At 64.9% G+C, this 14,508-nt stretch carries 10 protein-coding genes; all 10 read right to left on the bottom strand.

Going from position 1 to position 14,508, the window contains the following annotated elements; all coding sequences use genetic code 11:
- Positions 1-179 precede the first annotated feature (179 nt).
- The 10 genes from DF200_RS09745 to dapA all read right to left on the bottom strand — a co-directional run bounded on the left by DF200_RS09745 (position 180) and on the right by dapA (position 14,078).
- Positions 180-1,244, bottom strand: a complete 1,065-nt coding sequence (locus tag DF200_RS09745; RefSeq protein WP_109138080.1) for a phosphotransferase — start codon at positions 1,242-1,244, stop codon at positions 180-182.
- A 47-nt stretch (positions 1,245-1,291) separates the two neighbouring features.
- On the bottom strand, positions 1,292-2,824 hold the full coding sequence (locus DF200_RS09750; RefSeq protein WP_158275843.1) for an ABC transporter substrate-binding protein: 1,533 nt from the start codon (positions 2,822-2,824) through the stop codon (positions 1,292-1,294).
- A gap of 14 nt (positions 2,825-2,838) precedes the next feature.
- A complete protein-coding gene (locus tag DF200_RS09755) occupies positions 2,839-3,777 on the bottom strand; it encodes an ABC transporter ATP-binding protein (protein WP_109138082.1) in 939 nt (312 codons plus the stop codon).
- 3 nt (positions 3,778-3,780) lie between these two features.
- Positions 3,781-4,638, bottom strand: coding sequence for an ABC transporter ATP-binding protein (locus DF200_RS09760; RefSeq protein WP_109138083.1), 858 nt, complete (start codon positions 4,636-4,638; stop codon positions 3,781-3,783).
- 1 nt (position 4,639) lies between these two features.
- A complete protein-coding gene (locus tag DF200_RS09765) occupies positions 4,640-5,533 on the bottom strand; it encodes an ABC transporter permease (RefSeq protein ID WP_109138084.1) in 894 nt (297 codons plus the stop codon).
- A 15-nt stretch (positions 5,534-5,548) separates the two neighbouring features.
- Entirely contained in the window at positions 5,549-6,487 is a 939-nt protein-coding gene (locus tag DF200_RS09770; RefSeq protein ID WP_109138085.1) for an ABC transporter permease, read from the bottom strand.
- A gap of 341 nt (positions 6,488-6,828) precedes the next feature.
- Positions 6,829-8,493 (bottom strand): PucR family transcriptional regulator, encoded by a 1,665-nt coding sequence (locus DF200_RS09775; RefSeq protein WP_109138086.1) that lies wholly within the window; start codon positions 8,491-8,493, stop codon positions 6,829-6,831.
- Positions 8,494-8,496: 3 nt separating this feature from the next.
- Positions 8,497-11,103, bottom strand: a complete 2,607-nt coding sequence (gene pepN, locus DF200_RS09780; RefSeq protein ID WP_109138087.1) for an aminopeptidase N — start codon at positions 11,101-11,103, stop codon at positions 8,497-8,499.
- Between the two features lie 213 nt (positions 11,104-11,316).
- Positions 11,317-13,116 (bottom strand): ribonuclease J, encoded by a 1,800-nt coding sequence (locus tag DF200_RS09785; RefSeq protein WP_109138088.1) that lies wholly within the window; start codon positions 13,114-13,116, stop codon positions 11,317-11,319.
- Between the two features lie 56 nt (positions 13,117-13,172).
- The gene (gene dapA, locus DF200_RS09790) at positions 13,173-14,078 is read right to left on the bottom strand and encodes a 4-hydroxy-tetrahydrodipicolinate synthase (protein WP_109138089.1); all 906 of its coding nucleotides are present in this window, start codon (positions 14,076-14,078) and stop codon (positions 13,173-13,175) included.
- Positions 14,079-14,508: the final 430 nt, after the last annotated feature.

Consider the following 14,508-nt stretch of genomic DNA (forward strand, 5'->3'; position numbering starts at 1 on the left):
GCACGCGGCGCGTCCCACGAACCGCGAGCGACAAGGCCGGAAGCCGCCACCCAAACCGCTCAGGTCAGCTCCCCTGACAAGGGGAGCCTATTGGAAGCGGGGCGTCTCACGAAACGCGAACGACAATGCCGGAAACCGCCACCCAAACCGATCGCGCCAGCTCCCCTGACAAGGGGAGCCTACAGGGGAGCGACGCCCAAGCCGTCGAGGACCCGCCCGTCGGGGAGGGACTGCAGCATGGCGAGCTCCTTGATGCGGGCGGAGACGCTGAAGAGGTAATGCTCGGCGCGATGCGCGGCGAACCGGTTGGCGAGCGCGGGGATGAGCACGGTCAGCGCGCACCGGGCCTTGATGATCCGGGGCAATAGCGGAAGGCATGCGCGGTCGAAGTCGGGGCGTGCGCGGAGGAACCCGTCGAGCACGATGCGGCATTGGGCGAACGGATCGTCGAGGTCGGAGGGGTCGATCATGTAGAAGAGGCAGGTGCCGAGGTCGCAGATCTGGGGTTCGGCGTGCATGTCGCCGAAGTCGAGGATGCCGGCGAGGCGCGTGGGGTCGGCGGGGTCCACGGTCACGTTGCCGGGGTGGAAGTCGCCGTGGCATATCGTCTGCCCGCATGCGGCTATCTCGTCGGCGACGGTCGCATAGTCGGCCACGACGTCGTCGACGAGCCCTCGGATGGCGTCGTTGGGCAGGGCGTCACGCGCCTCTTCGGCGATGACCGGCAGCAGGCGGACGTCCCAGAGGATGCGCCCGTACCGGTCGTCGAAATCCCCAAGCCCGGCCAACGCCTGCTGCAGTTGGCCGAGTTTCGATCCGATGTCTCGCACCAATGCCTTGCGGTACGGCGGTTCGATCGTGGAGAGCACGCGGCCGGGCAGGAACGTGGTCAGGGTGGACCATCGGGTGCCGGCCTCGGTGTCGCACCGGACGACGAGGCCGTCGTCGACGCTGGGAAGGATACGCGTTGCCGGTATCAGCGGCGAACGGGCCTCCAGCAGGCGCAGGGCCTTGGCGCGCAGCAGCACGGCCGCGTAGTCCTCGCAGATGTTCTCGATGCGCAGCACGTATCGGGGAGAGTCCTCCCCTCCGACCGTCACGGCGAAGGTGTCGTCCTTCTCCGTCATGATGCGGCGCAACGTGACGTGGCCGAGATCGTATTCTCGGGCGAGCACGGTCTTCGCGTACTGTTCGCCGATGGATGCATAGGGCGCCTTGAAGGCGCGGAATCCGAGCAGTTGCATGACTGCCTCCTTGGATGGTGCGGGTGACGGGGTGGCGTGTTACGGCGTCAGTCCTCCCGGGCGATGGTGGTGTCGGCGAGCTTGTATTCGCCGAGCGTGGTGACCTTGAAGTCCTTCACCTGGTCGCGTACGGCGAACAGGCCGGGCTTGTACACGAGAGGGATTTCGGGGGCCTCGTCGGCTATGATCTGCTGCACTTCGGCATAGTCCTTGAGCCGGGCTCCGTCGTCGCCGTCGGCCGCGGCCTTTTTGATGAGCTCGTCGACGCGCGTGTTCCTGTAGCCGGAGTTCACGTTGGCGCTGGACGAGAACATGTACTGCATCCATTCATCCGGATCGGAGATGTCGTTGGTCATCTCGAACATGGCCACGTCGAAGTCGCCGGCGGTGCGGTTGGAGTATACGGTGGTCGAGTCGAGCGTCTGGAGCGTGACGTCGATGCCGAGCTCCTTCCACGATTCCTGCAGCACCTGCGCGAGCATGGACTTCTCCGGGTCGCCGGACTGCACCTGGATGGTGAGGCTGAAATGCTTCGGCGCGCTCGACCTGGCCAGCTCCTCCTTGGCCTTCGCCATGTCGTACTTGAGGTCCTTGGTCTCCTTGGCGTAGCCCATGAGGTTCTTCGACAGCATGGAGTTCGCCGATTCGGCCTGACCGTAGTACACGGCGCGCACGATGGCCTGCTTGTCGATGGCGTAGGCCATGGCACGACGCACATGCACGTCGTTCAGCGGCTTCTTGCGGTTGTTGAGGTTCACCCAGATCAGCGACGTGGACGGGAACGAGTCGACGTGCACGTTCTTCGTCTTCTTCAATGCGGCGACCGACACCGCCGTGGGGAACTCGTCGATCTGCGCCTGTCCGGCCTGCACCATCTGGCTGCGCGTATTGGCGTCGGCCACGTATTTGAACGTCACCGAATTGAGCTTCGGCTTGCCTTGCTCCCAATAATCCGTGTTCCTGACGAGTTTGATGTAGTCGCCCTTCTTCCATTCGCCCACCTTGAACGGACCGGTGCCGATGGGGTCGCTGCGGAACTGGGATTCGCTTTTCCCGGCGAAGTCCGCGGGCATGATCGAGATCGCCGACATCGACAGGTCGGCGAGCAGAGGCGCCCACGGCTGGGTCAGGTCAAGACGGACCGTGTAGTCGTCGATGATCCTCACATCCTTGATGGCGACGAACAGGAACTGCCATGGCTTGTCGTCGCGTGCGGTGCGCGCGAAGTCGATGGAGAACTTCACGTCCTTCGCGGTCATCGTCCTGCCGTTGTGGAACTTCACGCCCTTGCGCAGGTTGAACGTCCATGACCTGCCGTCCGACGACTTCTTCCACGATACGGCCAGTCCCGGCTCCACGCCGGAGCCGTCGGTCTTGTTGCGCGTCAATGTCTGGAACACCTGCTGGATGGCCCAGATGTCGCCGTTGCTGTAGCCTGTGGCCGGCAGCATGTCGGTGGTCTCCAGCGAACGGGCGACCACCAGGTCCTGCGTTTCGGCGGCGGTGGAGCGCGACCCGCAGGCCGCGACCGACGTCATCATCACCGCGGCGACGGCCACCGCCGCGAGTTTCCTCACCATTCGGAACATTCTCATCATGCCTTCCCCTCATTCGACGGCCCGTTTTGCGCCAGACGCTCCACATACTTGCTCGACAGCTTGGGAATGGCGTCGATCAGACGCCGTGTGTACGCGTTGGACGGATGGCTGAACACCTGTTCGGTCGGCCCCTCCTCCACCAGGTCGCCGTGGTAGATCACATACGTGCGCTCGCAGATGGACCGTACGATGTTCAGGTCGTGGGAGATGAACAGTATGGACAGGTCGAGCCGCTTGTTCAGATCCATCAGCAGGTTGATGATGCCGGCCTGCACGGAGACGTCGAGTGCGGCGGTCGGCTCGTCGGCGATCAGCAGCCACGGACGGACGGCGAGCGCGCGGGCGATGGCGACGCGCTGGCGCTGGCCGCCGGACATCTCGCCGGGCAGCGCGTCAAGCAGCTCGACAGGCAGCTCGACCAGGTTCATCAGGTATTCGCAGTAGTCGTCGGCCTCGGCGACCATGACGACCTTGTGGTAGAGGATCACCTCGCGCAGCATCTTGCGCACGGTGAGCCGGGGGTCGAGCGAGGCGTACGGGTCCTGGAAGACCATCTGGATCTCGCGCCACTGCTCGCGGCTGCGCTTGCGGCCGAGTTCACGGCCGTCGAACACGATTTTCCCGCTGTAGTCGTCATTGAGGCCGACGACGGCGCGGGAGATGGTGGATTTGCCGGAGCCGGATTCGCCGACGAGACCGACGATCTCGCCGAGGTCGACGTGCAGGTCGGCGTCCTTGACCGCCTTGAACCGTGTCTTCTTGCCGTGGACCTTGGTGACGAATTCGATGTTGAGCCCCTGCACGTCGAGCAGCCGCGTGGCATGCGCGTGCGGTCTGGCGTCGGCGCCGAACGGGTTGATGATGCGCCCTTCGGTGCCGTCCTTCTCGGCCTTGCTTTCGGCCGTGCCGATCATGTCGCTCCATGACGAGGTCATCGGTCACTCCCCTTTCCTTGCGGCGCCTGCGGCGTCGGACGCGGCCGCCTTCATGCGGCCCTTGAGATACGGCGTGGAGCTGAGCAGCTGGCGCGTGTAGTCGTCCTCAGGCGTGTCGAACACCTTGCGCAGGGTGCCTTCCTCGACGATCTCGCCGTGGTAGATGACGCTGAGCGTCTCGCACAGCTGCGAGACGACGGCCAGGTCGTGCGTGACGTACAGCAGCGCGGTGCCGGAGTCGGCGATGGAACGGAAGATCTTCAGGATCTGCTCCTGGATGGTAACGTCCAGTGCGGTGGTCGGCTCGTCGCACAGCAGAACCTTGGGCCTGCATGCGATGGATGCGGCGATCATCACGCGCTGGCGCATGCCGCCGGACAGCTCGAACGGGTAGGCGTCGAACCGGTCCTCCGGATTGGTGATGCCGACGCCATCCATGAGCTCGATGGCGCGTTCGCGCGCCTCGGCTCGGCTCAGATGCTCCTGTTCGCGCAGGGCGTCCACGATCTGCCAGCCGACCTTCATGATGGGGTTCAGCGCGACGGCCGGCTCCTGGAACGCCATGGCCACGCCCTTGCCGCGCATCGACGGATCGTATTGCGGGGCGTTGGGGCCGAGCACCTCCGTGCCGCACACCTTGATGTATCCGGAACGGTAGTAGGCGCCCTTGGAGAACAATCCCATGACGGCACGCAGGGTGAGGCTCTTGCCGGAGCCGGATTCGCCGACGAGGCCGTGCGATTCGCCGGGGCGAACGCGGATGGTGAGGTTCTTGACGGCGGGCACGCGCTCGCCGTGCTTGTCGACGTCGATGCACAGGTCGACGATTTCGAGCGCATATTCGTATTCGGGGTCGCTCATCTTAGCGCCTCACTTTCAGCACGTTGGCGAGTCCGTCGCCGATGAACGACAGAGCCAGGGAGATCAGGATGATGACGATGGTGGGGATGACGGTGAGGCTGTAGACGCCGGCGGCGAGGAACTGCTGGCCGTCGTTCATCATCTGCCCCCAGTCGGGGGTGGGCGGCACGATGCCGAGGCCGAAATAGCTCAGCGTGACGATGATGCCGAGGTTCACGACGATGTCGCTCATCGCGTAGACGATGCCCTGCGAGGCGATGTTCGGGATGACGTGGCGGAACAGCACCCAGCCGTCGGAGAACCCGGACGCCTTGCAGCTGGCGATGAACTCGCGGTCGCGCAGGATGAGCGTCTCGCCTCGGCTGATGCGCGTATACGGCACCCATGAGACCGCGGAGATGGCGATGAAGATGGAGGTGCCGCCGTTGCCGAGCACGAACACGAGCACGATGACGAGCACGTAGAACGGGAACGAGGACACGAGGTCGGCGAGCCGCATGATCACGGTCGGCACGACGCCGTCGAAGTAGCCGGCGACGGCACCGAGGATGGTGCCGATGACCAGTGGCGTGAACACGGCCATGATGGCGACGAACAGGTCGATCCTTCCGCCGTAGAGCAGTCTGGCCCAGATGTCGCGCCCATACTGGTCGGTGCCGAGCAGGTGGGCCGGCGAGGAGCCGAGCATGGCCTCGCGCAGGCTCTGATGGGTGGGGTCGTAGGAGGTGAGCAGCGGAGCGAATACGATCATCAGGGCGATGACGCCGAGCATCACGCATCCGATGACGATCTCGGCGTTGACGTGGCTGCGTTTGCGGGGTTTGGAGCCGGTGAGCCTTATCCTGGCGTAGTCCTTGCTGGCCTGCGCCACGGGGATCTTCTTGCTTTCAGGCATGTTCTCTCCTCCTTCTCAGCCGCGCTTGGCCGCACGCGGGTCGAGTGCGCCGTATACGAGGTCGGTGATCAGATACACGAGCACGACGATGACGCCGAACACCACGGTGAGCGTCTGCACCACGGGCAGGTCTCGTTTCATGACGGAGTCCATGAGCAGCTGCCCGAGACCGGGCACGGCGAACACGTTCTCGACGACGAGCGTGCCGCCGACTAGGAAGCCCACCTGGATGCCGAGCACGGAGACCGCGGAGATGGAGCCGTTGCGCAGCGCGTAGCCGAACAGCACCTTGCGGTAGCTCAGGCCCTTGGCCTTGCCGAAGTTCACGTATTCGCTGTTGACTGAATCCTGCAGCGACTGGGTGAGGCTACGGATGATGATCGGTGCGATGGACACGGCCACGGCGAGCGACGGCAGCACGAGTGCGGCCACGTCCACGCCGCCCGACACCGAACCGATGGGGAACCAGCCGAGCTGGATGGCGAACACCTGCAGCAGGATCGCGCCGAGGAAGAACGTCGGCCATCCCTGCGCCACGGCGTTGAGGATGCGCACGAACTCGGTGACGATGCGGTTGCCGCTGGTGGCCACCCATACGCTCAGCGGCAGGGCGATGACCACGGCGAACGCGGCGGCCAGCACCATGATGATGAGCGTGACCGGCAAACGCGTGGCGATGAGCTCGGCAACCGGCGCCTTCGCGGAGTACGACGTGCCCAGATTGCCGGTGCACAGGTCGCCGAGGAACCGCAGGTACTGCTGCCACAGCGGATCGTTCAATCCCCAGGATTCGCGCAATGCGTCGAGGGCCTGCCTGCTCGCCTTCGGACCGAGCGCCTGCACGGCGGGATCGCCCGGCGTGAGCTTGAGCAGGAAGAACGTCAGCGTGGCGCATCCCCACACCGTCGGAATCAGCAGCAGCAACCGCTTGCCGATATACAACCATTTGTTCATTGGGTACCTCCCCGTTTCTCTATACGGGAATATCCTCGTTTTCACGGCACCCTACAATGGACGAATAGTCCAATATCTACATATTCATATATATATTGTCCATGTGCGACGGATGGTAACGAAACTTCGAAACAATCGTCGTCGATTGTTGGAATTCCAACGGATTCGTTCACATGATGCGGACGATAGCCAACCGTCGCCGTAACATGCGACATACATGGGAGGCCCCGGAAGATAACGTGGAATTTACAAACGTAATTCCGCGTTTTAATTCACGAATCGCGAAATACACGCCTTTGGGAGGCCAAAAACGCCACTATCTCGCGATTCGTGAATTATCGCTAGTTGCGAATGAACGAGCAGGCGATCCACAGCCGCACGCGCGACACCTCCTGCGACAGGTCGAGCCCCAGCAGCCGCTCCATCTTGTCCAGACGGTTCTCGACCGTGTGACGGTGCACGCCGATCCGCTTCGCCGCGGCCCCCACGTTGAACGACGTGGCGAGCAGTTCGCGCATGGTGCGCAGCAGCGTCTCGGACTCCTGGCGCGGAAGACGGCGCAACGGCTTAAGCAGCTCGCGCGAATACACGACGGCGAGGTCGGGGCGGATGAGCTCATGCACCGACATGTCGGCGAAGGAGCGCCCCGCCTCGTTGAGCCGACGAAGATGCAGATCCTGCACCGCCTCGGGGAAACGCTCCCCCATCGCCTGCCAGGACGAGCAGGAGCATGAGCCGAAGTCGATGCCCTCACGGGTGAGCAGCGCGCCCTCCACCGCCTGGGACGCGGACTCGGCCACGACGATCCACAATCGATGGTCGTACATGCCGAACATCACCGCGGACGACCCCTCGACGCCGTCGGAGTCCAACGCATCGTACAGCCTTTCCACCACGCGAGGCTCGCCCTCCGCACACAGCAGCCGGAACGGGGGCTGCGGGACGGAACGCCATAATTCATCGGCCATGGACAGCATGACGTCGCCATGCCCCTGGGCGAACGCTCCGATGCAGGCGCCACGCATCCGCCGCAGGCGACGGTCGCTCGCCGTAAGCTTCGGCACGACGAGCGAAAGCACATCGGCCGCCACCATGGTCACCGAACGCAGCAGCGCGTCGGACCGGTCGCTTTTCACGCACGACGCCACCACGATGCCGATGAAACGGTCGCGCCCGCCCTCGGCGTCATGGACGACCCCGGCGCAATAGTCCCTGCCGGACTCCGAACCGAAAACGGTGGTCATGGCGGGATTGGAACGTGCCTCGGCCACCCTTGCGGCCAGCTTCATGGCCCAATCCTGCGCCTGTTTGGAGAAGGTGCGGTTGGAGATGTCGATCACGGTGCCGTCGACGTCAACGTAGGCGGCCCAGCCGGAGGCCAGACGGGCGGCTGCAGAGATGGCGCCGTGCACGGAATCCTCGCCGACCGCGGCCTTCAGCACCTGCCGCTGCAACAGCGACGACTGGCGCAGCACGTCGTCGTTGCGGTCGTTGAGCGCACGGGAGACGGCCTTGGATATCGGGGAGAACGGAACCTCCAGCGGCACCTCGAACAACGGCAGACCGGCATGGTCGGCGGCGTCGATGAGCGCCATCGGCGTGGTCGGATGCTTGACGGCCACGCCGAAGCCGATGGCGAGCACACCGGCCTGATCCAATTGCATCACATAGGCGTCGCACCACTCGCGGTAGGCGGCCGACGCCGACGAGAACCGGGCGGGCAGGCCGACCGCCTTGCGCGCCTTGACCAGCAGATCGTGGTCGTCGTCGGCGTCCATGGCCTCCGTGGGGAAGTTCGCGCCGGTGGTGAGCAGCACCTCCCCCGGCTCGCTCCACATGGCGATGTCGAGGATCTCGGCGGGATGCACCCAGGAGATGCGCCTCTTCAGCGCCCCCGGGGCGCCGGGGCACACCAGACGGAGCCGCAACGACGGATCGGCGAGCAGCTGTTCCAGCGTAATGCCCTCGCCGGAGTCGTCACGCTGCGGGAACGGGGCGTGAGGCATGGGCTACAGCAGCGACTCGTTGTACCGGCGGACCGCCAGCGTTCGCCGGGAGCCTGCGAGGTTCTCCAGCACCAGACGGCGCAGGGCGCGGTCGGCGTCCTCATGCGCGGACAGCCAGCGGTCGCCGGCTTCGACGAGCGCGGCCGGGTCGGCGTAGACCGGATACAGGCCGTTGAGCAGCGTTTCCGCCATGTGGTAGGTCCTGTCCCGCCACACCCGGTCGATGGCGTCGAAATACCGCTCCACGTACGGGTCGGCAAGCTCACGGCTGTCGGTGCCGGAGAACGCGTAGGCCACGGCCTCGATCTGCGAATTGGTCAGGTCGTCGTTGTCGAGGGCCTGGTCCCATGCCCGGCGTTTGGCCTCCACGGTGTTGATGGCGGCCTTGGCGCCCACGGCGAACTCGCGGTTCTCGGTGGTGTCGCGCCGGGCGAGCTCCGCATCGATGCCGGCCTCGTCGATGAACCCGTGGTCGGCGAGCGCGTGGACGAGCGACCAACGCAGGTTGTTGTCGATGTCGAGGCCGGGCAGGACGAGGGTGCCGTCGAGCAAGGCGTGCACGTTGCCGCGGAACGCGGCGTCATGGCCGTAGCCAAGATACGCCTTGAGCAGCTGGAACTGGTTGTCGGAACCGGCTTCGGCCGCGTTCGCGAGCTCCCAGAGCCGGTCGGAGACCTGTTCGAGCACTTCATCCCGGTGCGCGGCGGCCACGTAATGATGGGCGCTCGTACTCACCTGGGCGAGGGCGTAGCGGAACGTGGTGGACTCGGTTTCGGTGGCGAGGGCGCGCAGACTGACGTCGATGAAGTCCTCGGCGGGCAGTTCGCCGTCGCGGGTCATGTCCCACAGGCCCAGCCATACGACGGCGCGTGCGAGTGCGTCGGTGAAATCGGGCAGGTGGCCCAGTGCGAAGTGGAGCGAGTCGGCGTCGAGCCTGATCTTGGTGTAGGTCAGGTCGTCGTCGTTCACCAGGATGAACGCGGGACGCTTGAGCCCCTTGGCGTCGGCGACCTCTGTGAGTTCGCCGTCCACGTCGAGTTCGAAGCGGTTGGTGCGCACGACCTTGCCGGCGTCGGCGTCATCCACGTCGTAGAATCCGACGGCGAGCCGGTGCACGCGCGGCACGGGATGGTCGCTGGGGGCGCTCTGGCGCAGCACAAGCCTGTCGATGGTGCCGTCGGCGGCGGTCTCCAGTTCGGTGGCTATGGTGTTGATGCCGGCGGATTCGAGCCACTGCCTGCTCCATGCCGTGAGGTCCCGGCCGCTGGTGCGTTCGAGTTCGTCGAGCAGGTCGGCGAGCGTGGCGTTGCCGTACGCGTGGGCGGTGAGATAGTTGTGGATGCCTTCGAAGAAGCGGTCGCGGCCCACATAGAAGACGAGCTGTTTGAGCACGGAGGCGCCCTTGGCGTAGGTGATGCCGTCGAAGTTCACGTACGTGTCGTTGAGGTCGTTGATCGGCGCGACGATCGGATGCGTGGTGGGCAGCTGGTCCTGGCGCAGGGCCCAGCTCTTCTCGCCGGCGCAGAACGTGGCCCAGTCGTTCGGCCAGTCGGTGGCTTCGGCGGTGGCGAGCGTGGACATGAATTCGGCGAACGATTCGTTGAGCCACAGGTCGTTCCACCATTTCATGGTGACGAGGTCGCCGAACCACATGTGGGCGAGCTCGTGCAGGATGGTCTCCACGCGGCGGTTGGCGAGCGCGTCGGTCACCTTGGATTCGAACACGTAGGAGTCGCGGATCGTCACGGTGCCGATGTTCTCCATGGCGCCGGCGTTGTATTCGGGCACGAACAACTGGTCGTACTTGGCGTACGGGTAGGGCACGCCCCACTGGTCGTTGTAGAAGGCGAAGCCCTTCTTGGTGATGTCGAAGAGGTAGTCGACGTCCTTGGCCATGGCATCCTTGAGCGCCTGACGGCAGTAGATGCCCATCGGCACGGTGCGGCCGTCCTCGTTCGCGTATTCGGTGTGCCAGCTGGCGTAGGGCCCGGCCACGAGGGCGGTGAGGTAGGAGCTCATCACGGGCGTGGTGGAGAACGTCCAACGGCGGGCGGTTTCGGCGGGCTTGTCGCCGAGCGTGCCCGGTCCTGTCGTCGTGTCGACGTCGACGACGTTTTCGACGGTGCCGATGGAGATGACGTCCCAGGATTTCGGCGCGGTCACGGCGAAGTCGAACGTGGCCTTGATGTCGGGCTGGTCGAAGACGGCGTAGACGCGGCGGGCGTCCGGCACCTCGAACTGCGTGTAGAGGTACACGTTGCCGTCGGAGGGGTCAACGCTGCGGTGCAGTCCCTCGCCGGTGGTGGAGTATGCGCAAAGCGCCGTGACGACGACGGTGTTGCGGGCGCCGAGGCCTGCCAGTTCGATGCGCGAGTCGACGTAGGCCTTGGCCACGTCGACGGGTTCGCCGTTGACGACGACGGATTGCACGGAGTCGGCGATCAGATCGAGGAATGTGGATGCCCCGGCCTTGGCGTCGAATTCGATGGTCGTGACGGATCCGAAGGTTTTCGCGCCTTTCGTCAGGTCGAGGTCGACCGTGTATTTCACGTTCGATACGACGGCCGCGCGTTCGGCGGCCTCCTCCTTCGTGAGATTTGCTCCCGGCATGAGTGTTCCCCCTCTGTTGTTCGTATGTTCGACTGTATTCGACAGGTATATATAGGCTCCCCTCCGTGAGGGGGAGCTGCCGGCATCTGCCGGCTGAGGGGAGGATACTTCACGGAGATTACCGTCATCCTCCCCTCAGACCGCCTACGGCGGTCAGCTCCCCTCACAGAGGGGAGCCATCGTCATGTCCACGCTGTCCCGTGCGGATCATGATCAGTTTTCGAGGTCGTCCGCGATGTCGGCCACGACGGGGACGATCATCGGACGGCGGTGCAGCTTGCGGGCGACCCAGCCGCCCAGCGTGCGACGCATGAGCTGCTGCAGCTGGTGGGTGTTCTTCGTGCCCTGCATCATGGCGTCCTCAAGGTTCTGCACGATCTGCGAGCGCACGTGCTCGAACTCACTTTCGTCCTCGGCCACGGCGTTGAGATAGATCTTCGGACCGCTGACGACCTCGCGGGCCTCGGTGTCCACGACGACGAAGCTGGAGACGAAGCCCTCGGTGCCGAGGATGCGGCGCTTCTCCAGTTCCTCGTCGGTGAGTTCGCCTACGGAGTCGCCGTCCACGTACACGTAGTTGCAGGGGACGGATCCGACGATGGCGGCCTGGCCATGGTAGAGGTCGACGACGTCGCCGTCCTCGGCGAGGACGACGTTCTGCGGGTCGACGCCGGTCTTGACGGCGAGCAGGCCGTTGGCCACGAGGTGCCGGTTCTCGCCGTGGATCGGCATGGCGCACTTGGGCTTGACGATGTTGTACATGTACAGCAGCTCGCCCTCGTTGCAGTGTCCGGAGACGTGCACTGCCGCGTTGTCGCGGTTGACGACGCGCGCGCCCATCTGCACGAGCTTGTTGATGACCTTGTATACGCCGTGCTCGTTGCCCGGGATCAGGGAGCTGGCGAGGATCACGGTGTCGAACTCGTTGACCTTGATGTACGGGTGGTTGCCGTCGGCGATGCGGCCGAGCGCCGCCATGGGCTCGCCCTGTGAGCCGGTGCACATGAAGACCAGCTTGTCGTCCTGCACGTCGTTGGCCTGCTTGAGGTCGATGACGGTGTCCTCGGGGATGTGCAGGTAGCCGAGGTCGGAGGCGATGCCCATGTTGCGCACCATGGACCGTCCGACGAACACGACCTTGCGGCCGTATTTGTGGGCGGCGTCGACGACCTGCTGCACGCGGTGCACGTGGCTGGAGAAGCTGGCGACGATGATCTTGCGCTTCGCCTCGGAGAACACGCGGTCGAGGGCCGGGCCGATGGAGGTCTCGGGCTTGACGAAGCCGGGCACCTCGGCGTTGGTGGAGTCCATCATGAGCAGGTCGATGCCCTGTTCGCCGAGACGGCCGAATTCGACGAGGTCGGTGATGCGGTGGTCGAGCGGCAGCTGGTCGAGCTTGATGTCGCCGGTGTCGATGAGGCTGCCGGCCGGGGTCTTCACCATGACGGCGAGGGCGTCGGGGATGGAGTGGGTGACGGTCACGAACTCCAGGTTGAAGGGGCCGACCTTGAGACGGTCACGGCCTTCGACCTCCACTTTGGTGGGGTTCTGATGATGTTCCTTGCACTTGGCATCCACGAAGCCGAGCGTGAGCTTGGAGCCGATGAGCGGGATGTCGGGGCGCAGCTTGAGCAGGTAGGGCACGCCGCCGATGTGGTCCTCGTGGCCGTGGGTGAGCACCAGGGCCTCGACCTTGTCGAGACGGTCCCTGATGTAGCTGAAGTCGGGGAGGATGAGGTCGACGCCCGGCTGCTCCTCCTCGGGGAAGAGCACGCCGCAGTCGATGAGCAGCAGGTGGCCGTTGTATTCGATCACGTTCATGTTGCGACCGATTTCGCCGAGGCCGCCGAGCGGCGTGATGCGCATCGAACCCTTGCGGTACTTCGGCGGGGCGACGAGCTTCTTCTCCTGCGGCTGGTTGTTCTGCGGGCCGCCTCGACGGCCTCCGCGGCGGGAGCCGCCTCGGCGGCCGTTGCGTGAATTCGTTTTCTTCTTTGTTGTTTCGTTTGCCATTCTTGTTGTTTTTCTTGTTCTTGCCTTCGCCTCTGCGAAGACGACGCTGGTTCGGCCTACAGCAGGCCGGCGGCGCGAATGCCTTCCTCGGCCCTGGCCATCTGCTTGGCGTTCGGTCCGATGTTGGGCAGACGCATCGTGGTGTTGGGAATGTATCCCTTGATCTTGCAGGCGGCCTTGGCCATGACGGCCTGGTATCCGTCGCCGTTCAGGGAGTGCACGAGCGGGGCCAGCTGGTTGGCGAGTCGACGGGCCGTGGCGATGTCGCCGGAGTCGAACGCCTCGACGAGACGGCGCATCGGGTTCGCGGCGGCGTGGGCGATGACGGAGATGATGCCGACCGCGCCGATGGACAGGAAGGGGAGGAACAGTCCATCGTCGCCGGAATACCATGCGAGGCCGGTGCGCTGCTGTTTCTCCACGGCGGCGGCGAGGTCGCCGGTGGCGTCCTTGACGGCCTTGACATGGTCGAGCTCGGCCAGACGGTCGTAGGTTTCGACGGAGACCTTCAGTCCGGTGCGGCCGGGCACGTCGTAGACGATGATCGGTTTCTCGGCCACCTCGTTCACGGCCTTGTAGTGGCCGACGACGCCGTCCTGGCTGGGACGGGAGTAGTACGGCATGACGACGAGCACCGCGTCGGCACCCGCCTCCTGGGTCTGCTCCACCATGCGGACGGTGTGCGCGGTGTCGTTGGAGCCCGCGCCGGAGATGACCGGCACGTCGACGGCTTCCTTGACGGCCTTGACCAGGGCCACCTTCTCGTCCATGTGCGTCACCGGGGATTCGCCCGTGGTGCCGTTGACCACGATGCCGTCCGCGCCGTCGGCGACCAGATGGCTGGCCAGGGCCTGCGCGGCGTCGTAGTCCACGTCGCCGTCGGCGGTCATGGGGGTGACCATGGCGGGAAGGATGCGCCCGAACGGGGCTGGGTCAAGGAGATGCATAGTACCGTCACTCATATTGTTCAACTTAGCTACCGCCGAAGACGAGCGCCGGGGGCGGGCGATGATGTTTCCGCATTGCGAACATGCGCGGGACCGGCCCTACCGGTGCGGAGGGGATGTGGTATGCGTCGCCCAAGACACTCAAGGCCGTTCGGCCTCACTTCGATGTCTGCTTGGCAGAGTCTAGCAGACACCTCCGCTGCTTACGCTTGGGCGACGCATACCCCATCCCGGCGAATTCATAAGACGAAGGCGTATGCCATACGTCGAGCCCACCCGCGACACGGACCACACCATCCCGGCGTAGTCGGGGAATGACGCGTGCGTCGTCAAGGCGCGAAGGGCGAAGGCGTATGCCATACGTCGAGCCACCCGCGACACGGACCACACCATCCCGGCGTAGTCGGGGAATGACGCGTGCGTCGTCAAGGCGCGAAGGGCGAAG

Origin of the sequence: Bifidobacterium catulorum (genome assembly GCF_003129925.1) — a bacterium.
GTDB lineage: Bacteria > Actinomycetota > Actinomycetes > Actinomycetales > Bifidobacteriaceae > Galliscardovia > Galliscardovia catulorum.